At 39.8% G+C, this 23,241-nt stretch carries 33 protein-coding genes; 11 read left to right on the top strand and 22 right to left on the bottom strand.

Features of this window, described 5'->3' with window-relative positions; all coding sequences use genetic code 11:
- Positions 1 to 92: 92 nt before the first annotated feature.
- Positions 93 to 686: a hypothetical protein gene (locus OK414_RS17440; RefSeq protein ID WP_028409296.1), complete on the top strand. Its 594-nt coding sequence runs from the start codon at positions 93 to 95 to the stop codon at positions 684 to 686.
- A 40-nt stretch (positions 687 to 726) separates the two neighbouring features.
- Here the strand turns inward: OK414_RS17440 and OK414_RS17435 are convergent, their stop codons facing one another.
- The 7 genes from OK414_RS17435 to OK414_RS17405 all read right to left on the bottom strand — a co-directional run bounded on the left by OK414_RS17435 (position 727) and on the right by OK414_RS17405 (position 6,452).
- On the bottom strand, positions 727 to 1,080 hold the full coding sequence (locus OK414_RS17435) for a DUF1516 family protein (protein ID WP_234943443.1): 354 nt from the start codon (positions 1,078 to 1,080) through the stop codon (positions 727 to 729).
- 154 nt (positions 1,081 to 1,234) lie between these two features.
- Positions 1,235 to 1,657: a NucA/NucB deoxyribonuclease domain-containing protein gene (locus OK414_RS17430; RefSeq protein WP_013083984.1), complete on the bottom strand. Its 423-nt coding sequence runs from the start codon at positions 1,655 to 1,657 to the stop codon at positions 1,235 to 1,237.
- A gap of 140 nt (positions 1,658 to 1,797) precedes the next feature.
- Positions 1,798 to 2,262 (bottom strand): FixH family protein, encoded by a 465-nt coding sequence (locus tag OK414_RS17425; RefSeq protein ID WP_263045259.1) that lies wholly within the window; start codon positions 2,260 to 2,262, stop codon positions 1,798 to 1,800.
- A gap of 29 nt (positions 2,263 to 2,291) precedes the next feature.
- Entirely contained in the window at positions 2,292 to 3,674 is a 1,383-nt protein-coding gene (locus tag OK414_RS17420; RefSeq protein WP_263045258.1) for a PepSY-associated TM helix domain-containing protein, read from the bottom strand.
- Positions 3,675 to 3,825: 151 nt separating this feature from the next.
- Entirely contained in the window at positions 3,826 to 4,812 is a 987-nt protein-coding gene (locus OK414_RS17415; protein WP_047931981.1) for a glycerophosphodiester phosphodiesterase family protein, read from the bottom strand.
- 176 nt (positions 4,813 to 4,988) lie between these two features.
- Positions 4,989 to 5,630, bottom strand: coding sequence for a response regulator (locus OK414_RS17410; RefSeq protein WP_263045257.1), 642 nt, complete (start codon positions 5,628 to 5,630; stop codon positions 4,989 to 4,991).
- The gene (locus tag OK414_RS17405; RefSeq protein WP_263045256.1) at positions 5,631 to 6,452 is read right to left on the bottom strand and encodes a sensor histidine kinase; all 822 of its coding nucleotides are present in this window, start codon (positions 6,450 to 6,452) and stop codon (positions 5,631 to 5,633) included.
- A gap of 223 nt (positions 6,453 to 6,675) precedes the next feature.
- On the opposite strand from OK414_RS17405, the gene OK414_RS17400 reads away from it, so the two are divergent.
- Together OK414_RS17400 and OK414_RS17395 are read left to right on the top strand one after the other, a co-directional pair.
- Positions 6,676 to 7,509 carry an AraC family transcriptional regulator gene (locus tag OK414_RS17400; protein ID WP_263045255.1) on the top strand — a complete coding sequence of 278 codons (834 nt, stop codon included), beginning with the start codon at positions 6,676 to 6,678 and terminating at the stop codon, positions 7,507 to 7,509.
- A gap of 27 nt (positions 7,510 to 7,536) precedes the next feature.
- Positions 7,537 to 8,166: a LysE family translocator gene (locus OK414_RS17395; protein ID WP_263045254.1), complete on the top strand. Its 630-nt coding sequence runs from the start codon at positions 7,537 to 7,539 to the stop codon at positions 8,164 to 8,166.
- Between the two features lie 52 nt (positions 8,167 to 8,218).
- Here OK414_RS17395 and OK414_RS17390 read toward each other — a convergent pair whose 3' ends face one another.
- The gene (locus tag OK414_RS17390; RefSeq protein ID WP_263045253.1) at positions 8,219 to 8,581 is read right to left on the bottom strand and encodes a transporter; all 363 of its coding nucleotides are present in this window, start codon (positions 8,579 to 8,581) and stop codon (positions 8,219 to 8,221) included.
- Positions 8,582 to 8,783: 202 nt separating this feature from the next.
- Between OK414_RS17390 and OK414_RS17385 the strand changes: the two genes are divergently transcribed.
- Genes OK414_RS17385 through cotJC form a run of 3 tightly spaced genes read left to right on the top strand, consistent with a single transcriptional unit; the run spans position 8,784 to position 9,880 of the window.
- The gene (locus OK414_RS17385) at positions 8,784 to 9,032 is read left to right on the top strand and encodes a spore coat associated protein CotJA (RefSeq protein WP_013057939.1); all 249 of its coding nucleotides are present in this window, start codon (positions 8,784 to 8,786) and stop codon (positions 9,030 to 9,032) included.
- Positions 9,029 to 9,289: a spore coat protein CotJB gene (locus OK414_RS17380; protein ID WP_013083975.1), complete on the top strand. Its 261-nt coding sequence runs from the start codon at positions 9,029 to 9,031 to the stop codon at positions 9,287 to 9,289. Before OK414_RS17385 ends, OK414_RS17380 begins: the two co-directional genes overlap by 4 nt.
- Before the next feature lie 21 nt (positions 9,290 to 9,310).
- Positions 9,311 to 9,880: a spore coat protein CotJC gene (gene cotJC, locus OK414_RS17375; RefSeq protein ID WP_013083974.1), complete on the top strand. Its 570-nt coding sequence runs from the start codon at positions 9,311 to 9,313 to the stop codon at positions 9,878 to 9,880.
- 70 nt (positions 9,881 to 9,950) lie between these two features.
- Here the strand turns inward: cotJC and OK414_RS17370 are convergent, their stop codons facing one another.
- The gene (locus tag OK414_RS17370; protein WP_263045252.1) at positions 9,951 to 10,319 is read right to left on the bottom strand and encodes a nuclear transport factor 2 family protein; all 369 of its coding nucleotides are present in this window, start codon (positions 10,317 to 10,319) and stop codon (positions 9,951 to 9,953) included.
- 303 nt (positions 10,320 to 10,622) lie between these two features.
- Between OK414_RS17370 and OK414_RS17365 the strand changes: the two genes are divergently transcribed.
- Together OK414_RS17365 and OK414_RS17360 are read left to right on the top strand one after the other, a co-directional pair.
- Positions 10,623 to 11,201 carry a TetR/AcrR family transcriptional regulator gene (locus OK414_RS17365; protein WP_263045251.1) on the top strand — a complete coding sequence of 193 codons (579 nt, stop codon included), beginning with the start codon at positions 10,623 to 10,625 and terminating at the stop codon, positions 11,199 to 11,201.
- Positions 11,202 to 11,227: 26 nt separating this feature from the next.
- Entirely contained in the window at positions 11,228 to 14,377 is a 3,150-nt protein-coding gene (locus tag OK414_RS17360; protein ID WP_263045250.1) for a bifunctional cytochrome P450/NADPH--P450 reductase, read from the top strand.
- Between the two features lie 199 nt (positions 14,378 to 14,576).
- Here the strand turns inward: OK414_RS17360 and OK414_RS17355 are convergent, their stop codons facing one another.
- A complete protein-coding gene (locus tag OK414_RS17355; RefSeq protein ID WP_016764861.1) occupies positions 14,577 to 15,536 on the bottom strand; it encodes a helix-turn-helix transcriptional regulator in 960 nt (319 codons plus the stop codon).
- Between the two features lie 90 nt (positions 15,537 to 15,626).
- On the opposite strand from OK414_RS17355, the gene OK414_RS17350 reads away from it, so the two are divergent.
- Positions 15,627 to 16,145: a dihydrofolate reductase family protein gene (locus OK414_RS17350; RefSeq protein ID WP_263045249.1), complete on the top strand. Its 519-nt coding sequence runs from the start codon at positions 15,627 to 15,629 to the stop codon at positions 16,143 to 16,145.
- A 131-nt stretch (positions 16,146 to 16,276) separates the two neighbouring features.
- Positions 16,277 to 16,717 carry a cell wall hydrolase gene (locus OK414_RS17345; RefSeq protein WP_013083968.1) on the top strand — a complete coding sequence of 147 codons (441 nt, stop codon included), beginning with the start codon at positions 16,277 to 16,279 and terminating at the stop codon, positions 16,715 to 16,717.
- 141 nt (positions 16,718 to 16,858) lie between these two features.
- On the opposite strand, the gene OK414_RS17340 is transcribed toward OK414_RS17345, so the two are convergent.
- The 10 genes from OK414_RS17340 to gvpA form a co-directional block, all read right to left on the bottom strand.
- Positions 16,859 to 17,383: a hypothetical protein gene (locus tag OK414_RS17340; protein ID WP_263045248.1), complete on the bottom strand. Its 525-nt coding sequence runs from the start codon at positions 17,381 to 17,383 to the stop codon at positions 16,859 to 16,861.
- A 145-nt stretch (positions 17,384 to 17,528) separates the two neighbouring features.
- Complete coding sequence (locus tag OK414_RS17335; RefSeq protein WP_013083966.1) at positions 17,529 to 17,657, bottom strand: hypothetical protein; 129 nt, start codon at positions 17,655 to 17,657, stop codon at positions 17,529 to 17,531.
- Between the two features lie 32 nt (positions 17,658 to 17,689).
- Positions 17,690 to 18,007, bottom strand: coding sequence for a gas vesicle protein (locus OK414_RS17330; RefSeq protein WP_016764858.1), 318 nt, complete (start codon positions 18,005 to 18,007; stop codon positions 17,690 to 17,692).
- Positions 18,008 to 18,021: 14 nt separating this feature from the next.
- Complete coding sequence (locus OK414_RS17325; protein ID WP_013057927.1) at positions 18,022 to 18,306, bottom strand: gas vesicle protein K; 285 nt, start codon at positions 18,304 to 18,306, stop codon at positions 18,022 to 18,024.
- Positions 18,296 to 18,547 (bottom strand): gas vesicle protein, encoded by a 252-nt coding sequence (locus OK414_RS17320; RefSeq protein WP_013057926.1) that lies wholly within the window; start codon positions 18,545 to 18,547, stop codon positions 18,296 to 18,298. Before OK414_RS17320 ends, OK414_RS17325 begins: the two co-directional genes overlap by 11 nt.
- Positions 18,544 to 19,368, bottom strand: a complete 825-nt coding sequence (locus tag OK414_RS17315) for a GvpL/GvpF family gas vesicle protein (protein WP_263045247.1) — start codon at positions 19,366 to 19,368, stop codon at positions 18,544 to 18,546. The genes OK414_RS17320 and OK414_RS17315 overlap by 4 nt, the downstream gene beginning before the upstream one ends.
- A gap of 9 nt (positions 19,369 to 19,377) precedes the next feature.
- Positions 19,378 to 19,635: a gas vesicle protein GvpG gene (locus tag OK414_RS17310; RefSeq protein WP_014459264.1), complete on the bottom strand. Its 258-nt coding sequence runs from the start codon at positions 19,633 to 19,635 to the stop codon at positions 19,378 to 19,380.
- Positions 19,632 to 20,402 (bottom strand): GvpL/GvpF family gas vesicle protein, encoded by a 771-nt coding sequence (locus tag OK414_RS17305; RefSeq protein WP_263045246.1) that lies wholly within the window; start codon positions 20,400 to 20,402, stop codon positions 19,632 to 19,634. The genes OK414_RS17310 and OK414_RS17305 overlap by 4 nt, the downstream gene beginning before the upstream one ends.
- 23 nt (positions 20,403 to 20,425) lie before the next feature.
- Complete coding sequence (locus OK414_RS17300; protein WP_263045245.1) at positions 20,426 to 20,689, bottom strand: gas vesicle protein GvpO; 264 nt, start codon at positions 20,687 to 20,689, stop codon at positions 20,426 to 20,428.
- A 23-nt stretch (positions 20,690 to 20,712) separates the two neighbouring features.
- The gene (gvpA, locus tag OK414_RS17295) at positions 20,713 to 20,991 is read right to left on the bottom strand and encodes a gas vesicle structural protein GvpA (RefSeq protein WP_013057921.1); all 279 of its coding nucleotides are present in this window, start codon (positions 20,989 to 20,991) and stop codon (positions 20,713 to 20,715) included.
- A gap of 436 nt (positions 20,992 to 21,427) precedes the next feature.
- On the opposite strand from gvpA, the gene OK414_RS17290 reads away from it, so the two are divergent.
- Complete coding sequence (locus OK414_RS17290) at positions 21,428 to 22,252, top strand: SPL family radical SAM protein (protein ID WP_263045244.1); 825 nt, start codon at positions 21,428 to 21,430, stop codon at positions 22,250 to 22,252.
- A 35-nt stretch (positions 22,253 to 22,287) separates the two neighbouring features.
- Here OK414_RS17290 and OK414_RS17285 read toward each other — a convergent pair whose 3' ends face one another.
- Together OK414_RS17285 and OK414_RS17280 are read right to left on the bottom strand one after the other, a co-directional pair.
- Positions 22,288 to 22,671 (bottom strand): nuclear transport factor 2 family protein, encoded by a 384-nt coding sequence (locus OK414_RS17285; RefSeq protein WP_016764853.1) that lies wholly within the window; start codon positions 22,669 to 22,671, stop codon positions 22,288 to 22,290.
- An 18-nt stretch (positions 22,672 to 22,689) separates the two neighbouring features.
- Positions 22,690 to 23,169, bottom strand: coding sequence for an RrF2 family transcriptional regulator (locus OK414_RS17280; protein ID WP_016764852.1), 480 nt, complete (start codon positions 23,167 to 23,169; stop codon positions 22,690 to 22,692).
- Positions 23,170 to 23,241: the final 72 nt, after the last annotated feature.

Genomic DNA, 23,241 nt, shown 5'->3' with positions numbered 1-23,241 from the left:
AAAAGGTTTTTTCACTTCTCCGTCTCCTTTGAATAGTTTTGCAAAAATTAAGCATAATACGACTGCAAACTATATTTAAGGAGATGGAAAAAATGAAAAAAGGACTTATCATTGCTTCTTCAGTTCTTTTTCTTTCAGGCTTAGCTGCATGTGGAGGAAATAAAGACAATAACGCAATGGACAATACTCAAAATGACTTACGCAACACTTCTACAAACGACGGGGTTGATAACAATATCCCAATGGATAACACCGATCAGCCGACAAAGTCAGTTGAAGCAGCGCAAAATGTAGAAGATATGAAGGAAGTTGACGATGCATATGTGCTTCGCGATAATAATAATGCCTATGTAACGGTAGACCTAGCTGGAAATGATGCAGCGGACAACAACGATAATGGCAAGGTGAACACTGTAACGTATAACGGCGATACTTATCATGAAGTTTCAACTGATTTTGAACAAAAAATTGCGGACCGTGTAAGAGAAGCAGATAGTAAAATCGACAAAGTATACGTGGCGTTTGTAAACACGGGCTTAGACAATATGAACAACAACAATAACGTACCTGGCGTAGATAAAAATGACAAGATGTATCGAGATGATGAAAAAGACAACAACCGTGATCCAGAAGATATTGTAGAAGATCCAAAAGATATGATGGACCGTAACAACAAAGATCAATAACATCAAAAAGGCCTCTGGATCACTAGAGGCCTTTGGTTCATTAACTAAGTTCAAGTAAAGAAATAAAAATCGGAAGAACACAGCAAGAAACGGCTGAAATAAAATCAAGCTCGTTCTGTTTTTTTGCAGAAAGCGTGAACTCCATCAAAATAATCGTCAGGATACTCATGAAAAGCGTTGCATAAAAAAGAAAATCGCGCTGACTTTCCACTAAAAACAACACCGCATTTAAAATCAAAATAACGGCATAAAGAAACTTAAGCAGCATGTGAAGCTGCATGCTGAATTTATTCTCTTGTTTGTAGCGCAAGATATACACAAAAAAGAAAATAAATAAAGTTAATTGCCATGAGGCAGGAAGTAGCTGCTGCCATAGATTGTCCAAGAAACTCATTCCTCCTATAAAACAATGATGCATATATGTAACACACACGTTTTTATTTTAAAAGTGAAGAGTATCTTTAGGCAAGAACAATTTTTCTTTTTTTATTCTTTTTCTTATACAGGCTCTCAACATAAAAAAAGAACGGTCGCGATGACCATTCTTTTTACTTCACTTCAATTAAAACCTTCGTGCCGTCTGGAAACTCGTCTACTTGATGTGAGATCCAAGATCCGGCGCCTCGGTTGTCTGAAGGCTTTACATATTCAATGTCTGCACCGTTTCCGCCTTCTTCACAAAAGGCCATCGGAAACTCATCTCGATCGTAGCCGCTTTTAGTCGGAATGCCCTTTAAAGACTCACGGCGGTTTTCTTCAGCACCGTCTCGGTCGATTGTACAAACAGCCGATTTTCCTTTATCGATTGCATGTTGAATGTGCGCTGCAGTTTCAGGGTAACGATCAGCAGGGAAGGTAATTACTTCATCGTAGGAGGTATTCGTTGAAGAGTTCTGCTCTAACGGATTTCCTTCAATCATAACAATAACGGCTAATACTAAAATTAAAATACCAGAAACAATTTTTTTCAATCTGTAAAACTCCTTTATAAAACGTTTATCACTTTTATTTTAAAGTAATAAGAAAAAAATGTAAAAACATATAATGGAACTAGCTAGAATTTATAAGAAAAACATAAGCTCACGTACAGCTGCTGAACGTGAGCTTATGTCTAATGATGAGAGTAATGATGGTGCGTTTCGTTTTCAGCTGACTGCAGTGAACGTAACTCTTCTTTCGATAATTTGCCTACTGCGACTTGCTGAGTAGGAAGGATGTGCTCACCGCGCGCGTTAATATCCGTTTTAATATAGTAAATACCATCCTCTTTAAAAGTTGCTTTTGCTTTATACATACTGCCGTCATAATGTGCCTTTGCTGTTTCAACTTTACCGGGAGCATCTTTTTTCCACACTTTAAACTGAACGATTTTGGCATCATCCACCGTTTTATTTTCTTGCATTACGTGCACTTCTAACATCTGTGTGCTCTTTGGCTCTATATTTTCAGGAAGCATCACATGCGCAGACAGAGGCTTTGGCTGCTTGTAGAGCTGGTCTGCGTTACTGTTTACAGAGCACGCGGAAAGTACAAGTGTACAGAGTATGACCAATCCGGGTATTTTCCATTTGTTCATTGTTACTGCACCTCACATCGTTTCATGCATCATGCGTTTAAAAACCGCTTCAATGCTGGAATTCGTTTGATGACAAAGAAATCTAAAAGCCACACGATAACTAAGGACAGTCCGACTAAAGGAAAGACGAGACCAAACACCACGATTATACACGTCACAATTCGCATTGCATTTCCTTCAGGAACTTTAGGAGCGCGTATGTCTTTAGCTGGTTTTCGTTTCCACCACAGTAAGGCTCCGCTGATGGCGATACCAGCAATTCCGATACAAATAATGAGGCCAATAAGCTGATTTATAAATCCAAACTGCGTACCTTTATGAAGCGTAATACCAAGTGCAATCAATTTTCCCATAAATCCATAGTTGCCGTACCGATAATCAGCTAACACAGCGCCGGTGTATTGATCAAGGTGAATGGTTGCCTCATCCTGAGCTCTTGGTGAAAAAACAGAGAGCGTATACACGCCTTGAGGTTCTTGCGGAATAGAAATGGTATAACCGTCGTGCATATGCTGTTCTTTTGCAATATCTACAATGTCATCAAGCGATACTTTTGTATATTGCGAAGCTGTGGAGCTTGGAACTTCTAACATTTCAGCTCCCCAAGGCACGTCCGCTACATCTTTTGTTTGTACGGTTGAAGGAGGGGCACTGCCTACCCAAATAGACGGAGGGTACCCCACGCCTGCGTTTGTGGCGATTTGCTGAAACGAATTGCCCCACAGTCCTGACCATGGAAGGCCCGTTAGTACGAGAAAAAGCATACCAGCTGAAATCCAAAAGGCTGGTACCGCATGAAGGTCTCGTGCAAGCACGTTTTTACCTTTTGAAAAACGAGGAATCAGCACGCCTTTTATTTTGTCTTTTTTGCGCGGCCACCATAAAAAAGCACCGGTTACAATTAAGACAATCGCCCAGCAGGCCGCAAGTTCTACGATACGATCACCCGCTGTTCCTGCCATTAGCTCTCCGTGAAATTCTTCAATTTGATTCATTAAGCGACGCGAATCATCCAGTTTTCCTACAATGTGACCATTGTGAGGATTAACAAAAATCGTATATGTATGGTCTTTTAATGAGATTCCTACTTCTGAAGAACGAGTGGAGCGCTCACTGGGCTTATACGTCAATACGTCAGCGCCTGGATACTTTTCCTTTACAGCCTGCACTTGCGCTGAAGGGGATGTAGACTGTGATTGAGCTTGAACATGATACAAGTCGTGGTACAGTCTTTCTTCAATTTGAGGCTTGAATAAATACATCCCGCCAGTAACAGCTAATATAAGAAGAAACGGAGTAAACACTAAACCTGCATAAAAATGCCAGCGCCATATGGCTTTGTATAGACCTTGAGAACGCGCCGTGCTTTTTTTAGTTGTACTCGCTGATTCTTCGCGCTTTTCCTGCATCATTTTTTCCTCCTTTTTACTAACTAACGTGCTTTTATTATAGAAGGAAAGGGAGAATTAGCCATCACCCCTGAGAGTGATTGTTGGGGCTTATAAGAGGAGGGAATTGATAAAAAAGCATCTGCTTCACGTAGAAAGGGCAGATGCTTTTCATTTATTTCTTTTTATAATAAGGGCCTAGACGGTCAATACGATTTGTCCAAATTCCACCTGAATAGTTATCCGGAAGGCGTTTTATGTCTTTGGCAGAATCAAATCCAGTGGAAAATTCGCTTCCGTTTCCGCCTACAATAACAGTTCGGGTATTGATACGATCCATTCGGTTTAAAAAGCGGTTTGGCCATCCCCACAGAAAAGGTCCGATTTTTTCAGGTATATGTAGTTCAGTGTTTTCACATGCTTTAGGCACGTATCCGGTCCACCCTGTTGCTATATACGGAATAAGACAAGATTTCATCGTTGCTTTTGACATAACTTTTAGATGGGGCATCGCTTTTTTTAACGAATCAATTGGTTCGTCTCCTCCGTACACAGTAATGGTTTTTAAGCGTTCTCTAGAGAGTTGTGACAAATACTTTGCTAGTTTTTTTCCTTCTTCAGGATCATTGCTTTTCACGTGAATAAGAAAGGATTGGTGCGGAAAGTATTTCATCACTTCGTCTAGAGAAGGCATAAGGTTGACTCCTTTGCCGCGAAAAGGATGCGTTTTTCCTCCATCTGCCGTGTAGCCGTACCCAATATCAAGCTTTTTTAATTCGGCCATCGTGTAATCCCGTGTTACGCCTGTTCCGTTTGTCCGGCAATCAAGAGTCCAGTCATGGAACACAGCAAACTGATTGTCTTTTGTAATATGAACGTCTAGCTCGACAATGTCAGCTCCGTCTTTAAAGGCTTGTTTCATAGAAGGAATCGTATTTTCTAAAAAAGAATGCTCAGGTTTGTAGATGCGTTCCGCTGTACACGTTTCGTTTTGAAGGCCTTTTATATTAAACGTTTGAGCTACGCCTCTATGAGCAAGAAGGAGAGGCTGTCCGCTTCTTTTTGTCAACAAAGAGCTATTGTTTATGTAGACAAAAACAGCGATTCCTATCAAAATAAACCATACAGATTTTCGTTTGAAAAGCGCTCTTAAAAAATTCATAGCATCCCCCAGGTAGTTATTATATGTTAATTCTTACTTCTAAAAAAGCCTATAAGAATTCGTTCTTACTTTCAATATCCAGTCGCTAATAACTTCATTATAGTTTTCAGATAATTTGTAGAAAAATAGAATGTTTCACATCTACCCAGACACAAAAAAACAGCTTGTGAAAGCTGTTAGTTCATTAAACCATTTTGAAACGCATAGCTTGTCAGCTGCACGCGGTTTTCTAAATGAAGCTTGCTTAAAATATTTTTTAAATGGCTTTTTACCGTGTGTTCAGAAATAAATAACTGCGCGGAGATATCGCGGTTCGACAGTCCTTTAGCCACTAATTGAAGTACTTCAAGCTCTCGTGCAGAAAGGGGAGTGTCGGGTTTTGTAATCGATGTTTCCTGCGGAAACTCTTTTAAAATTTGAAACGCAATTTCTTTTGACATAGGAACTTCATCTAAAGAGAACGCACGCAAATAGTCGTACCACACTTCAGACTGCAGATTTTTAAGCAAATAGCCCTGTGCGCCTTTTTTCAGCGCATCAAATAAATCCGTAATATCGTCTGAAACCGTGATAACCACAATTTTAACGTACGGAAACTGAAGCTTAATTTGTTTTGTCGCTTCTAAGCCGTCCATCACAGGCATTCCAATATCCATTAACACGATATCGGGCATTAATTTTTCAGTCAGCTCAATAGCTTCTTGCCCGTTGGTTCCTTCGCCAACAATAATAAAATCTTCATATTCTTCTAAAATATCGCGAATGCCTTCTCTCGCATGAGCATGATCATCTACAATCAAAATACGAAACGGCTGCATTTACATAACCCCCTTTTTAATGCTAACAATGGTTTGGTTCTGTTTTCGCTCAATGGAAAAGTCCCAGTTCATGTCCTTCGCACGATCTTTCATAATTTGCAAACCAAGACCGGACTTGAGAGAGTCGGACGTAAAACCTGTACCGAAATCTGTAATTTCACAAATCCATCCGCCAGCCGTTTCAGTGGCTGTAATCCAGATTTTATTTGTTTTGGCATGTTTAATGACGTTCATAGCAGCTTCTTTCACACAGGCAAACAGCTCATTTTTTTCTTTTCTCGACAGCGTTGTTTCTGACAGTCTCCAATCTAAATTTACATCTAGTAAATGAGTATGTGTTAAATCATCGACGTATTGATGAATACTTTCGGTCCAGCTTTCTGAAGAGTCTGAAGGAGAGTGCTTTAAATTTGTAATCGCTTGGCGCGTATCGTCATGCACATGCTGCAGAGTTTGTTTCATTCGTATAAAATCAGAATCCTGCTCTAAGTTGTTTTTTCTTCCGAACTTGTTCATTTTAACAGATAGGAGAAACAGCGACTGCGCAATGCCGTCATGCAGTTCACGAGCTAATTTTTCACGTTCAATAAGTGCTGCTTTCTTTTCTTTTTCTTGTCTTAGCTCCTCTTGTATTTTTTCTAAAATAGAAAATAAATAGCGGACAAACACAAGCGTTACAAAAAAGACAAGGAGCGGAGAAAGCACATTTCCCATATCCATTGAGATGTAAGGGAGCAAAAAGGCATGGCGAACATACTCCCAAAGCGCGATGGTCAGAGTTGGAAGAAGCAAAATCAGCCATTTAATTTGTCTATATTTCACGGTATCCCTTCTTTCGTCCATAAAATGTGTCTATATTTTATCATTTGAGCGGAAAATTACTAGAGGAAAGAAGAGAAATCACTCTTAAGAGTGATTAGTACCACCCCTAGCTGAACGGATAAAAGTAATGGAAAAAAGTCTCATCTGCAATATCATACAAGAAAAATTCTTGAGTCAATGGTATGGTTAAAAAGCTTAGGATGTGACAAGGAGGAATTTATGGATGGTAAAAGAAATTCGCACGGCGCACGTTGACGCCGATTTACATATTGAAGCTTATCGTTTTAAAGGGATTATGCAAAAATTTCCTAATCATTTTCACGAGTATTATGTGATTGGATTTATTGAAGAAGGTCAGCGCCATTTAATTTGCCAAGGCAAAGAATACATCATTAATCCAGGAGATTTGCTGCTGTTTAATCCGTATGATGTCCATAGCTGTGAACAAATAGACGGCAAAACGCTTGATTATCGCTGTATTAATGTGGCGCCAGAAGTGATGAAAAAAGCTGTTTTTGACATTAACGGCAGTGAAAGTCTTCCGCGTTTTAACAGCAGCGTGGTGCAAAGAAGTGATGCTGTCTCTAGTTTAAAAGAGCTTCATTTGCAAATTTTAAATGGTGAACGGGAGTTTAAGAAAGAAGAGTTATTTTTATATTTGCTAGAAGAACTCATGCAGGATCATTCAAATCTTTCTTTTCTTTCGTCAGCCGTTGACACGTCCCATGAAATCACAACAATCTGCAGCTATTTGGAAGACAACTATACAAACAAGATTACGCTGGATGAGTTAAGTCAGCTAATTGGATGGAGCAAATACCGGCTGCTGCGCTCTTTTACAAAGCAAAAAGGAATTTCTCCATATAGCTACTTGGAAACAATTCGAATCAATCAGGCTAAAAAGCTGCTAGAGCAAGGGAAAAAACCGATTGACGTATCTTTTTTAACGGGATTCAGTGATCAAAGTCATTTGACTCGATTTTTTAAAAGTCAGGTTGGGCTAACACCAAAACAATACATGAAAATCTTTGAAAGTGAAAAGAAAACAGGATGCTAGTAATAGCTTAGAAGGGAGAGAAGAGCTGTGGATCATTTAGCTGCTTATATGCTGATGGCATTGGTCATGTCCATGATACCTGGTGCTGATACAATTCTTATCATGAAAAATACGCTTCATCACGGAGCAAAAGCAGGACGTTTTACCATACTCGGCATGGCTACAGGCCTCACGTTTTGGACGTTCATTGCTGTGCTTGGCTTATCTGTTGCTATCGCTCAGTCGGTGTACCTGTTTAACACGATTAAATACATAGGGGCAGCGTACTTATTTTACTTAGGTATCAGAATATTTCTGACCAAAAATACGCTCTCATTAGAGGCCATTTCAGAAGAAACAAAAACTGGAAAGTCTTCATCTAATCGCAGCTATAGAGAATCATATATGCAAGGGGCTCTTAGTAATTTTCTTAATCCTAAAACAGTATTAGTTTATATTACGTTTATGCCACAGTTTATTAACTTGGATGCACACACAAATCAACAGCTGCTGATACTCGGTTTTATTCTGACGCTTATAGCAGTAGGATGGTTTTTAATTTTGGTGTATGTAATAGATTACGTGAAAAAATGGCTTAAAAAACCGGTGTTTCAAAAAGCCTTTCAACGATGCAGCGGAGTGCTGCTGATTGGTTTTGGAATAAAAACAATAGTGTAATCGCAGTTAGTAAGTAAAAAAGCCTTATTGAAAAATAAGGCTTTTTTTACGTTTAAAAACACGTAAACGAAACAATTTGTCGTGTATCCACACCGAAAATGGTCCAGAAACGTCCGTTCCATCTAAATCCTGCAACGGATCGCGGTCCTACAAAAATAGGAAAATACCAGAAGCTAGAGCCGTTTCTAAGCCATATGAACGTATTGCGGAAGAGACATAGAGAAATAGCTCCTGGATCAACAGCAAATGGAGTTGCCATTTGTTGAGCTGGAATAAATGCCGGCGGAGGGGAAGTTGGAGCTTGCTGCGGGTTAGGTGTAGGCAAACCGCCTGGTGGTCTAGGTGGACCGGGCGGGAGTTGAGGTCCAGGAAATCTTGTCGGGTGCAAATAAAAATCCATGTAGCTAATGTCCATTTTTTAATCACCTCTATTTTTTATCACTATTTTATAAAGTATGAGAAAGCTGCCTAAAGGGATTGGGCAATTATAGCGTTTTTTATATAGGTCTTTTTTACGAAGAAAAGTTTAGTTCCTAAGTCGGGAGTAAATTCCTTCATGAACTCGATAAAAGCTGAATAGGATTAAACAGAGTGTGTTTGTTAGAGGAGGACTTCTCATGGATAACAATCCAAAAAAGATGTTTACACCGGTTAAGACTTATCAACCTTTCCACAGTATCTATGATCCTTGCCGGCCGATAGGAGTTAAATATTATTCTACGCCGCCTCAATTATACATGGGATTTCAGCCGCCGAATCTGCAGCAGTTTTCACCGAAAGAAGCCCTAAAAAAAGGAACGCTGTGGCCGGCTTTTTGGGACTACTATGAAAATCCATACAAAGATAAGAAGAGGGATGAAGAATGAAAAATCTACCTCCGGAGTACTATCAGGATTTAGAAGAAATACAGGCGATTGATTTTGCACTAGTAGAATTAACGCTGTATTTAGATACCCATCCAAATGACCAGCAGGCTATGCAGCAGTTTAACGAATACGCGCAGCAGGCTATGCAGTTAAAAAGAAACTTTGAAACAAAGTACGGGCCGCTCCAGCAATATGGAAACAGCTATACCGACGGAAAGTGGAGCTGGGGAACAAGCCCTTGGCCATGGCAAATATAAGCAGATAAAGGCGGGAGCTATATGTGGGTGTATGAAAAGAAATTACAGTATCCAGTGAAAGTAAGCACGTGTAATCCAACGCTTGCCAAATATTTAATGGAACAATACGGGGGAGCGGACGGAGAGCTTGCGGCAGCACTTCGGTATTTGAATCAGCGCTATACGATTCCCGATAAAGTGGTTGGACTGCTAAACGATATCGGGACAGAAGAGTTTGCTCATCTTGAAATGATTGCTACGATGATTTATAAGCTAACAAAAGATGCAACGCCAGAGCAGCTGAAGGCAGCGGGATTAGCAGAACACTATGTGAACCATGATAGTGCACTTTATTACAATAATGCTGCTGGGGTTCCGTTTACAGCTACTTATATACAGGCAAAAGGAGATCCGATTGCAGATCTGTATGAAGACATAGCTGCAGAAGAAAAAGCAAGAGCTACATATCAATGGTTAATTGATATATCAGATGATCCCGATTTAAACGACAGCTTACGATTTTTACGAGAAAGAGAGATTGTTCACTCACAGCGGTTCCGCGAGGCCGTGGAGATTTTAAAAGATGACAGAGACAGGAAGAAAATTTTTTAACTAGTAAAAAAACATCCCCCTTGGCGAATGCAAACGAAAGGAGGGATGTTTTTTGTTGTGACTGCGTTGATTATGCGCTAGAACTGCAGTGACAAGAAACAACCTTTAATTTCCCTTCAACATCTTTCCAAACTCGCGTATAACTGTATTCACCTCCAATAGATTCACCGGTTGCCAGTGCCCCATTTAACGCTACTTTTGTAACGGTAACGGCAAGTTCTTGAAACAGTTTAACTTCTTGTTCCAACACTTCCATGCCCGCTATATCAAGACTTTTTGAACGATGAACATTTATATCTTCTTCTTTTGACAACCATTGCCCAAGGTGATTCACAAAAATAAGCTCATCTGAAAGTAATTCTTCTAATAGCTCTATGTTATTAGAAAGGATGGCTGAGCGAAGCATTTCTTCGTATTCTATAATTCTTGCTTGATTCATTTTTAATCCTCCTTTACGCCTTGTGTAACTCTTTTCTATTTCCACGTTGCTTTTTCTTTAAACTTCTGTCCTTAATAAGTTGTGCTAAATTATGTTAATAGAGGGGATAAGTGGACTAATTTTCTGTAAGCACTAAAGATTCTGAAAGACTCTGTTAATTACCTTTAAATGGTAGAAAATTAGAATGAAAGAACCTTTTCTTTCCCCTTTTCTAGTTATCTTTTTACTATTAAGATGCAGTTTTTTATACTTGTAATTGTAGCGGAATGAACGTTCATTCCGTTTTTGAAAAGAGGTGATAAAGTGGAATCTACTCCAACAAAACAAAAAGCGATTTTTTCTGCTTCACTTCTGCTGTTTGCAGAAAGAGGATTTGATGCAACCACGATGCCAATGATTGCAGAGAATGCCAAAGTAGGAGCAGGAACAATTTATCGCTACTTTAAAAATAAAGAAAGCCTTGTAAATGAATTATTCCAACAGCACATAAAAGAGTTTTTACAGTGCATTGAAAGCGGTCTGGCAAACGAGAGAGATGGATACCGAGATGGGTTTCATCATATCTTTGAAGGTATGGTGACATTTACTAAAAACCATCCTCGTGCTCTTGGATTTATTAAAACTCATAGCCAAGGAACTTTTTTAACGGAAGAGAGCCGCTTAGCATATCAAAAGCTGGTGGAATTTGTTTGTACGTTCTTCAGAGAAGGACAAAAGCAAGGTGTGATTAGAAATCTTCCTGAAAATGCGCTAATTGCTATTTTATTTGGAAGTTTCATGGAAGTATATGAAATGATTGAAAATGACTACTTATCTTTAACTGATGAACTTCTTACCGGTATAGAAGAGAGTCTGTGGGCAGCACTTAGCAGACAATCATGAAACTTAACAAGTGAAAGAGGGATAACATGAAAATTAAAGAAATGCCTCAGCCAAAAACGTTTGGAGAGCTTAAAAATTTACCGTTATTAAACACAGATAAACCGGTTCAAGCTTTGATGAAAATTGCGGATGAATTAGGAGAAATCTTTAAATTCGAGGCGCCTGGTCGTGTAACGCGCTACTTATCAAGTCAGCGTCTAATTAAAGAAGCATGCGATGAATCACGCTTTGATAAAAACTTAAGTCAAGCGCTTAAATTTGTACGTGATTTTGCAGGAGACGGGTTATTTACAAGCTGGACGCACGAAAAAAATTGGAAAAAAGCGCATAATATCTTACTTCCAAGCTTCAGTCAGCAGGCAATGAAAGGCTATCATGCGATGATGGTCGATATCGCCGTGCAGCTTGTTCAAAAGTGGGAGCGTCTAAATGCAGATGAGCATATTGAAGTACCCGAAGATATGACACGTTTAACGCTTGATACAATTGGTCTTTGCGGCTTTAACTATCGCTTTAACAGCTTTTACCGAGATCAGCCTCATCCATTTATTACAAGTATGGTCCGTGCACTGGATGAAGCAATGAACAAGCTGCAGCGAGCAAATCCAGACGACCCAGCTTATGATGAAAACAAGCGCCAGTTTCAAGAAGATATCAAGGCGATGAACGACCTAGTAGATAAAATTATTGCAGATCGCAAAGCAAGCGGTGAACAAAGCGATGATTTATTAACGCATATGCTAAACGGAAAAGATCCAGAAACAGGTGAGCCGCTTGACGACGAGAACATTCGCTATCAAATTATTACATTCTTAATTGCGGGACACGAAACAACAAGCGGTCTTTTATCATTTGCGCTGTATTTCTTAGTGGAAAATCCACATGTATTACAAAAAGCAGCAGAAGAAGCAGCCCGAGTTCTAGTAGATCCTGTTCCAAGCTACAAACAAGTCAAACAGCTTAAATATGTCGGCATGGTCTTAAACGAAGCGCTGCGCTTATGGCCAACTGCTCCTGCGTTTTCCCTATATGCAAAAGAAGATACGGTGCTTGGAAGAGAATATCCTTTAGAAAAAGGCGACGAACTAATGGTTCTGATTCCTCAGCTTCACCGTGATAAAACAATTTGGGGAGACGATGTGGAAGAGTTCCGTCCAGAGCGTTTTGAAAATCCAAGTGCGATTCCGCAGCATGCGTTTAAACCGTTTGGAAACGGTCAGCGTGCGTGTATCGGTCAGCAGTTCGCTCTTCATGAAGCAACGCTGGTACTTGGTATGATGCTAAAACACTTTGACTTTGAAGATCATACAAACTACGAGCTGGATATTAAAGAAACTTTAACGTTAAAACCTGAAGGCTTTGTGGTAAAAGCAAAATCGAAAAAAATTCCGCTTGGCGGTATTCCTTCACCTAGCACTGAACAGTCTGCTAAAAAAGTACGCAAAAAGGCAGAAAACGCTCATAATACGCCGCTGCTTGTGCTATACGGTTCAAATATGGGAACAGCTGAAGGAACGGCGCGTGATTTAGCAGATATTGCGATGAGCAAAGGATTTGCACCGCAGGTCGCTACCCTTGATTCACACGCCGGAAATCTTCCGCGCGAAGGAGCTGTATTAATTGTAACGGCGTCTTATAACGGACATCCGCCTGATAACGCAAAGCAATTTGTCGACTGGTTAGACCAAGCGTCTGCTGATGAAGTAAAAGGCGTTCGCTACTCCGTATTTGGATGCGGCGATAAAAACTGGGCTACTACGTATCAAAAAGTGCCTGCTTTTATCGATGAAACCCTTGCCGCTAAAGGGGCAGAAAGCATCGCTGACCGCGGTGAAGCAGATGCAAGCGACGACTTTGAAGGCACATATGAAGAATGGCGTGAACATATGTGGAGTGACGTAGCAGCCTACTTTAACCTCGACATTGAAAACAGTGAAGATAATAAATCTACTCTTTCACTTCAATTTGTCGACAGCGCCGCGGATATGCCGCTTGCAAAAATGCACGGTGCGTTTTCAACGAACGTCGTAGCAAGCAAAGAACTTCAACAGCCAGGCAGTGCACGAAGCACGCGACACCTTGAAATTGAACTTCCAAAAGAAGCTTCTTATCAAGAAGGAGATCATTTAGGTATTATTCCTCGCAACTATGAAGGAATAGTAAACCGTGTAACAGCAAGGTTCGGCCTAGATGCATCACAGCAAATCCGTCTGGAAGCAGAAGAAGAAAAATTAGCTCATTTGCCACTCGCTAAAACAGTATCCGTAGAAGAGCTTCTGCAATACGTGGAGCTTCAAGATCCTGTTACGCGCACGCAGCTTCGCGCAATGGCTGCTAAAACGGTCTGCCCGCCGCATAAAGTAGAGCTTGAAGCCTTGCTTGAAAAGCAAGCGTACAAAGAACAAGTGCTGGCAAAACGTTTAACAATGCTTGAACTGCTTGAAAAATACCCGGCGTGTGAAATGGAATTCAGCGAATTTATCGCCCTTCTGCCAAGCATACGCCCGCGCTATTACTCGATTTCTTCATCACCTCGTGTCGATGAAAAACAAGCAAGCATCACGGTCAGCGTTGTCTCAGGAGAAGCGTGGAGCGGATATGGAGAATATAAAGGAATTGCGTCGAACTATCTTGCCGAGCTGCAAGAAGGAGATACGATTACGTGCTTTATTTCCACACCGCAGTCAGAATTTACGCTGCCAAAAGACCCTGAAACGCCGCTTATCATGGTCGGACCGGGAACAGGCGTCGCGCCGTTTAGAGGCTTTGTGCAGGCTCGCAAACAGCTAAAAGAACAAGGACAATCACTTGGAGAAGCACATTTATACTTCGGCTGCCGTTCACCTCATGAAGACTATCTGTATCAAGAAGAGCTTGAAAACGCCCAAAGCGAAGGCATCATTACGCTTCATACCGCTTTTTCTCTCATGCCAAATCAGCCGAAAACATACGTTCAGCACGTAATGGAACAAGACGGCAAGAAATTGATTGAACTTCTTGATCAAGGAGCGCACTTCTATATTTGCGGAGACGGAAGCCAAATGGCACCTGCCGTTGAAGCAACGCTTATGAAAAGCTATGCTGACGTTCACCAAGTGAGTGAAGCAGACGCTCGCTTATGGCTGCAGCAGCTAGAAGAAAAAGGCCGATACGCAAAAGACGTGTGGGCTGGGTAAATTAAAAAGAGGCTAGGATAAAAGTAGTTTAGTTGGTTGAAGGAAGATCCGAACGATGAATCGTTCGGATCTTTTTATTGGTAGAGTAAACGTAGATTTCATCTATTTAGTGACTTGTAGCGGTTGATTGGAGGGCAAGTTGAAGACTCCAATCAACCGCGGTGTCACATGCAAGCCATACGAAATTCATTTCTCCCATTTATTCGTCTTTTGTCCCCACTTCATTTTTATAGCGCCTTAACGTTTCTTCTGCGTGACAGCAGATCTTTTTAATTAGCTCCTGAGGTTCTTCAATAAAAGCATGAGCCCCTAAGGTATAGAAAAAAGAAGCCATGTAGTTTAATTCATTTCCATCAGTTATTGTATCGATGTACCCATTTCCATCACGCGCCACCTTCACATGATTTTCAAGCCATGGAACGCTTTTACACTGACGAACGCCTTCGTGTGTCAAGGTTACTTTTAACGAAATTGGCTGTGAGTTTACCGGTTCTGTTTCAAGCCATTCCTTTAATGTAAGAGACATATTTTTGTCTTTTTCTAAAACTTTTAACGAGCGAATACGATCCGCTCGAAACAATAATACTTTTTGCTTATTGTAAGAATAAGCAGGACAGTACCATAAACCGTTATGAGCATAAATTCCAAGGGGTTTGACTTCTTTTCTTGTTTGACCCTCCTTTGAATCATAAAGAAATTCAATATATTTTCCTGCAAGGCTTGCTTCTAAAAGCGCTTTTAAATAAGGAGTGTCAAGGTTTCTTTTAGGATTCCAAAACGCAATATGAGCACTCATTTTATCTGCTTTTTTCTTTGTTTCCTCAGATAGGTAAACATAAAATTTTTGAAGAGCCGCATGAATTTCTGCATCAAACGGAAGGTCATGATAATACTGCAGAGCTTGATAAGCAAAAAAGATAGAAATAGCTTCTTCTTCTGTAAACAAAATAGGAGGGAGAATACGATTTTTTAGCACTCTATAGCCGCCGCTCCGTCCTTTTTCACTGTAAAGAGGCAGTCCTAATTCACTTAAGTCCAGTAAATAGCGCTGGATGGTCCGCACAGAAAGACCAAATTCCTCCGCTAGTTCTTTTGCCGTAAACGTTCTTTTTGTATTAATAAACATGAGCATATCAACAAGCCGTCTAGACTTAGCCATTTATTTTCACCTTTTTCTTTTAATATGACAAAAAGTGTCGTATTAAGATGATATCATACAGAAACAGTAAAGTTGAAAGGAGAAAAGGGAATGAAGAAAAAAATCGTCGTATATATTGCGGCAAGCTTAGACGGATATATTGCAAGAGAAAACGGAGAGATTGACTGGCTGGAAAGCGCAGAAGGAGAGGGAGACAATGGCTACGAAGATTTTTATCAAACGTGTGATGCGGTCGTTATGGGAAAAGCTACGTACGACCACGTGCTGAAGCTCACACCTGAGTTTCCGTATCTCGATAAAAAGTGCTACGTGTTTAGCCGCTCAGCTCAAGGAAAAGATCAATATGTCGAGTTTATAAACGAAAGCGTGGCGTCATTTCTCAACAACCTCAGTCAAGAAACTAAAAAAATATGGCTGGTGGGAGGCGCTGACATTCTCGCTGATTTCTTAACAGAAAAGAGGGTGGATGAATTTATTATATCGATCATTCCCGTTTTGCTTGGGGCTGGTATTCCGCTGTTTAAACGAGGAATTCCCGAAATGAACTTGAAGCTTACCGATATAAAACAGTACGGGCAAATTGCTCAGCTTTATTATGAAAAAGAATAAGCTTTTCGTAATAAAAATTCTTTCTGCAGTGTCAGTGTGCTCAGCGTGTATTTAACATCCAGCTATTGTTATTTTAGGGACAGTGACATCAAGAGCGTCCTTTTTTCATAGTATATTTTTGGGGTGAAAAAATGCCAAGAGTAAATTATCGAGATTCAGACGTTGCTTTAATGGCAAGGATGATGAGAGCAGAAGCTGAAGGCGAAGGAAAACAAGGAATGCTGTATGTTGGAAATGTCATTGTAAATCGTCTTAAAGCAAACTGTTTAGATTTCAAGAATTTAAGATCCGTTCCGCAAGTTATTTATCAGGTACAGGGAGGCAACTATTCGTTCGAAGCTGTTCAAAAAGGAAACGTATTTTATCAAAGAGCAAGAGGTGTTGAAAAAAGGTTAGCCAAAAAGAATTTGGATTATTGGAGAGAACACCCGGGGAAATATGCACTGTGGTACTTTAATCCATCCGCTCCATGCCCTCCAACCTGGTACGGTCAACCCGCTTCTGGTCAATACAAAAATCACTGTTACTACGAGCCAAAGCCCGGAACATGCGCTAGCGTTTATAACGGATAGATAGCTTAGAAAATATGCTGCATTCTCAAAGTCAGGCCTCAAATCCAAACCTTTAGCTGCAGGTGACAAGGTAGTCGTTCTTCATATAATAAGAGAAAGCCCTCTTTTAATAAAGGGGGCTTTTGCTAATTGGTGCATTTCTCATTTTGCTTCAAATTTTATGTTTTTACCAGCAGCAAATTCAGATTGATCCTTCGCTTTTGTATCCTTTACCACCCAGGACGTTTTTACCTTAGCTGCTGATAAAATTTCTTTAATTTGCTTATCGGTTAAGCCTTTCGTATAAAGGAAAAATTCTCTTGTATAGATGTTTTTATTTTCTTGCTCTTTATCTGCACCGCTGCCAAACCAATATCTTATTTGCTGATCGTCTTTGATGTTATTAAAAGCTTCTTTATAGTTAGGTAGCTTAACTTGAATATTCGACAGGTAATCCGTGCCGCGTAAAGTAAGGATCATATGTACTTTGTGAAAATCTTTTTTTGAAGAGCTTGTTAACCCTGATGTTCCAACTTCACTAAATTCTTTTTTCGTCAGCGGTTTAACTGTAGTAGAAACAGAAACTTTTGGATCTGAATTATTTGTCACAACGTCTTCGGTACTGCAGGCACCTAAAATGAACAGCGTTAAAAGAGCATAGACTACTCCAAATGCTTTTTTCTTCATGCTCGTTCTCCTTTGTCATTGATAGATAATGGTACTCATTCGCTATGTTCATTGTATTTACCTCCATTTGTTTCAATGTCATGAGTAATGAAGAAAAGTATAGAAACATTAAAAAGAGAAATGCCGAAGCATTTCTCTTTTGGTTCTATGAATCTGGATTAAGCGAAGTATGCGTATACTCCGGCATACGCTCTTCTTTTTCCGTTAGCTGAGTATCGGGGCTTTGCTGCTCTTGTGAAATAGGAGACAGCGTAGATTTTTGTTCAGGATTCATGTTTGTTATTCCTCCTTATATAAAGTGAGCTGTTAATCAAGCGAAAGCAAATCATCTTGAATTCGCTGCGTTAAAGATGCGACTTGCTGCGTTAAACTGTCATTTTCCGCCTGGAGTTTTTGATAAGACTGATTTGCTTTTGAACATAGGTAAGGGTCTGTTTCCCACCAGTCCATGCCAATTTCTCTTGCTTTATCAATAGAAGCGACAAGCAGCCGGATTTTGATTGTTAAGAGTTCAACATCAGCAATTTGCACTTTAATATCTCCAGCAATAACAAGACCTTTATCTAATACTTTTTCCAATACTTCTACAATGGTGCCCAGATGCCCGTTATGTTCCGCCGCCATTTTTTCACTCCTTGTTATAGCACTTTTCCTAGGGGACCTAGATCAATATTTAAATCTTCATTTGTAAAGTTAAACACTGATTTTAGCTCCTCCATTTTGTTCTCTAACTTCATCAACGCCACGCCCAGGTCTTCGATTTGAGCGTCCGTCAGGTTTCCGCTGTCGACTCGGCGAATCGCATGTTTTTCAATGAGCTGCCGCAGTAATTCAATGACTGTTAAAACAAGCTGCGCTAGGCCTTGTTCAGCATTTTCCGCACTCAGCTCAATGCGGCCGTTTCGTTTGAGGTTATTTTCCATTTCGCAACGCCTCCGTTTCCTGTTCAAGCTGCTGAGAAGAAATGATTTGACGATCATGAGAGCCTATCAGCGTTTCTACAGAAGAAATCAATACCCGCAAATCAAGATAGACTAAATCAATTCCGGCAATTGAAATCAATAAATCACCTTTAATGGCAATTCCTTTATCGAGGATCACATCTAATATATCAATGAGGGCGATGTCCTTTTGCTCCAGCGTTTGTTTTCGCAGCGATGTCATCCCGCATCTTTCTCCGAGCGCAGAGTGTCGATATGATAAGCAGGCCATGGTCCCGTTACTTCGATGTTCAGTCCCATTTCACTATAAAACGTTTGCTTGTCGCTAATGGCTTTTAAAAACGATTCTACATTGTTCTTTGAAAGAAGGTAGATGCTGTTCCAACACATGCTGTAGCTCTCGCCGGTTATTTTTTGACTCCAGTTATTTTTGATTGTGTGGTAAGCGGCGTAGGGGCTTATCTCACTGTGCAAGTGATCACAAAGCGACAGCTGTTCTTTTTCTGTTTCTTCTTCGATCAGCCTTTCTATCTTTTTACGTTCAAAAAACTGCCTGCCTGGAGGCAGCGTATTTATTTCTTCTTTTTTCTTTTGGATCGTTTCATTATTCGTTAGCAGATAGTTCTTTAAAGAATTCGTATGGGCATATACTTTTATATTCCATTCTTCAGATCTTTTTAAAAGCTGAAGAGAAGAGAGGTTTTTTTGTTTGTTATCAGCAATACTTTTTTGACAGCTATCCTTGCTTTTGTAGACCGTACAAAATTTCATGGGAAGAAGCGTGTAGTGACTTTGTAAGAAAAGAAGAATCTCATGGTGATGCATAGCTTTGTCCTGCAGCCATTTCATATCGTGCTCGATCTTTTCTTTCAGCATTTCTTCCGAATACTCATCGCTTGGCAAGTCGCATACAAATGCGGTAATGTCATCACAGTAAAGAGCATAGATAGGGTTGTTCTGATCCATGCCTTCAAGTGAAGGAAAGGGCATTTCCTTAGCTTCTTCGGTTGGAACTAGACCATATAAATAAATGAGCTTTTCCATCTTTTAACCTCACTTTTGTTTCTTCGTCATTGATTCCCATCTTTTTAATTCATATTCCTTTGCAGCTTCATATCTCAGCAGCAGTTCTTTTTCTTTTTCCATATATGCATCTTCTGGTATTTCTCCAAGCTCATACATCATTTGAAGATGAACGATTTTTTGCTGAATAAAAGAGACATCGTAAAGTTCTTTATCCGCTTCTTCCTTGATTTTCTGTCCGACTTTTACAATGAGCGTAACAGGAGACAGCAGCAGTTTATGAATCATACATTCTCTTCTACTTTTAGTTGAATATTAATAAAGTTATAAGCAGCCCACGGTCCGGAATATTTAAAATCGGCTTTGTGCTTCCATTTTTCATACAGGTTATTTACACGTTCATCAAACGCTGCTTCTTTTTCTCGGTCAATTAAAAAAGAAGCGTTCAAAAGCATTGTTTCGACAATAGGAGGGTTGAGTCTCGACGCTTCAGCTATCGGTTCTAAATGTTGATACAGCTCTTTTTTACAGTCGTGCTGAAGCTTTAAAAAGAATTTCTGAGCTGTTTCTCCGTGCGCAATTTGTTTATAAAAATCGGCACTGGCAGAACGCTGGTTTCGTACTTGCTGCAAAGAAGAATCTTGATTCACTTTTTGTTTCAGCCAGTCCGGTTTCCCAATTACTTTTAGTCCGACTTCTATTTTTCCTTTTAACTGTGGGAAAAGAGAGGCGAACTGTGGATATAAGTTTTCTAACAGCATTTCAACATCTTGCTGACTATGAAACACGTTGCCAAAGCTGATTGGAATGACCGAATCATGCTCATTCATTACTTTGGAAATCACCTGCTGGTGCGCTGTGACGTTCTCTTTTGTAGGATGATAAATTTTAAGAGGAAAGGCAGCAGCCACTATAGCTGCATCTCGGTAATGAATGGTAAAAGTAGCTCTTTCTTGCTGATCAATCGTGACGCTGCCAAACGTATGCCCCTCAGTGGCGGGAATACTGCAAAAAATATAAATGCCTGTTTCTTCACTCATTGATTTCTGTTTCATTCCTTTCCATTAAAATAATCAGCTTATTTCTCTACTGGAGAGCTTCGATAGCGCAGGCTGGTGCGTGAAAAAGACGTGATGTTATGCTGCTTATTGACCAGCACTTCATAGATACCAAGCAGTTCATCTTTTGCATAGCGCCTCATATACTCCTGTTCTTCAAATGCCTCAAGTGTTATTTTCCATCCTCCATTTTGAATCGATTCATACGAAATAATTCGGTGAGGAGGAGCAACGTGGTCTTTAAAAAAATCAGTCACGGATTCCATGATTTCGGCTACTTTCACTTCTCTAATCCACCTTTATGAGTTTATAAATCTAAATCTTGTAAAAGGTTTAGCTGTTCAAGTTTTTTTCCGCCGTTATTCGAAGAAAGAAAATCTTCTCTTTCATTATGAAGCAGCCGAACTGCCTCGGCATACCTCAGCCATGTGTCCACACTGGCAATAACGATTCGAGCTTCGATGGTAATTAATTCAATACCAATAACGGAAATACGAGCGAATACGTCAATTACCACGCCTTTATCTAAGATGCGGTCAACTACTTCAGCTAGACTAGAACAATCGTTTGATTTGTTAATCGTCATGATGAAATTCCTCTCATGTTGCATAGTGAAATATATACGTTTGCTAATCTTGCTATTAATGTGCGTGATATTGTAAAAAATATACAAATAAAACGTGCATAAATTAAAAAATAGTATAAAATACCATGATTATTTTTGTTTTAATACGGGTAGAGTTAAGTACATTACTTTTATCCATTGATGAATGAAAACACATACATAAAAAACAAAAGGAGTGGAGAAAGATGAGAAAAGAAGAGCAGCCGGTATTATCTGATTTTATTGAAAAGGACCAATTTGAGTTAAATTCATATTTAACCTCTTTACTTGAAACGACAAGTGAAAAGAAAGAAAACCAAAGTTGATGAGTTGAAAACATATAGGACTACTTTCCATCAGGAAAGTAGTTTTTTCATTTATAAGCTTGATATAATTTTTGAACAAAGAGGTGAGAAAGATGAACGAAAAAGACGTCATTTCGAGAAGTATTTTAACAAAAGCGACCGGCTTTTTAGCATCTGGTTATACTCATAGTTTAAATCCGTATGCTGGATGTGTATTTTCCTGCAAATTTTGCTACGTGCGAGAGCTGCCAATTCAGCGTTTTAAAGAGATAGAGTGGGGGACATGGCTAGAGCTTAAAGTCAACGCAGCTGAAGTCTATCAAAAAGAAATACAAAAACTGCGAAAAAAAGAGCAGCCGGTGCGCATCTTTATGTCTTCAGCGACAGATCCCTATCAGCCGGCTGAACGCAAAGCAGGCATCACACGGGCCCTTTTAGAAACGATGATCAATCATCCGCCTGATTTTTTATTGATTCAAACAAGGTCGCCCCTTGTGACGAGAGATATTGATTTGCTTTTACAGCTTCAAAACGTATGTGATCTTCGTGTATCGATGACTGTTGAAACGGACCGAGAAGATGTAAAACAAATTTTTTCTCCTTATGCTCCGGGGATGAAACTTCGTATGAACGCGTTAAAAAAAGTAAAAGAAAGCGGAATTTCAACGCAATTAACCATTGCTCCAATGCTTCCTTTTACGCCTGAATTTCCTAAAAAAATAGAAGGAATGATGGACCGAATTTGCATTGATACCTTGTACTTAGGAGACGGTTCCTTAGGTAAAACGTCTAAAAGGCTAGGGATGCCGGAACTATTTGAGAAGTACGGTTTCCTAGACTGGTATGACAAAGACATTCATGTCAAAGCCATTCGTTATTTTGAAAAATTTTATCCTTCTTCGATGATTTATCTTTCTCAAGAGGGATTTGCTCCGTAAAAAAAGAAGGGCTAGAAGAGCCCTTCTTTTTTATATTAGTTTTTATACGTATCAAACATGTTCGTATCGTCAGGTATGTTTTCTAAGTAGCTGATTTTTCCGCTGTCATCTAGCTTAGCAATATCTTTTCCCGTTTGAGTAAAGACGCTGCCAGACGCACGTTTTCCGCATACTGCCCAAGGCGTTTCAAACTTATCTGTACCTTCAACTGCTTTCCAGCCTTCGAACATATGCTTAATATCAGCATTTTCTTTAAACACCATTTTCACAAACAGCTTCCAGTTTTCAATGCCTTGCTTTTCGTGGCCGTTTAAGACAAATACGATATCGTCTGAAAAAAGCCCTACTAATTCTTCAAATGCTTGTACGGTTGTACGTGATTGATCGAATAAATCAAAATATCTATTTAAGTTTTCCATGGTGATCTCCTTTGGGTGCTACAGCACCATTTTTCCTTCTACTGTTGCTTTTAACATGTCCAGGTTTTCTTTCGGACATTTTTTGTTAATTTCACTTGTGAGCGTAGCAATGGTTTGCCGTTTCAAGATAGACTGCCACGAAGATTCGGCTTCTTCCATTAAATCGGATAATAAGCAAATATCTTTGTCTTTTAAGTTAAGCATGTCGTGAAAAATACCGCTTGATGAGTAAAGAGACTGCTTACCTTCAATGGCTACGTATACGTCATAAATACGAATTTCTTCCGGCGTTTTTTTTAAGCGAAATCCACCTTTGCTACCAGGAACGGAAGCAAGTAAATCAGCGCTAACCAGCTTGCGAAGAAGCTTTTGAAAATACGTAGGCGAGCCCCCAAGCTGAGAGCTGATGACATCTCCTGGCAACACAGCTTTTTCAGGTAAAAACGTAAGGAGCAAAATGGCATACACCGATTGCTCAACGCCTGTTTTCATATGCAAAAATATCATCTCCTGCTTTATGTGTACAATATGGATAATGGTTATCCACATTTAGGTTATCATACCGCTCAT

This window comes from Priestia sp. JV24, assembly GCF_025910025.1.
Classification (GTDB): domain Bacteria; phylum Bacillota; class Bacilli; order Bacillales; family Bacillaceae_H; genus Priestia; species Priestia megaterium.
Note: the sequence above shows the minus strand (reverse complement) of the source record. Positions and strands in the feature narration are given on the sequence as shown.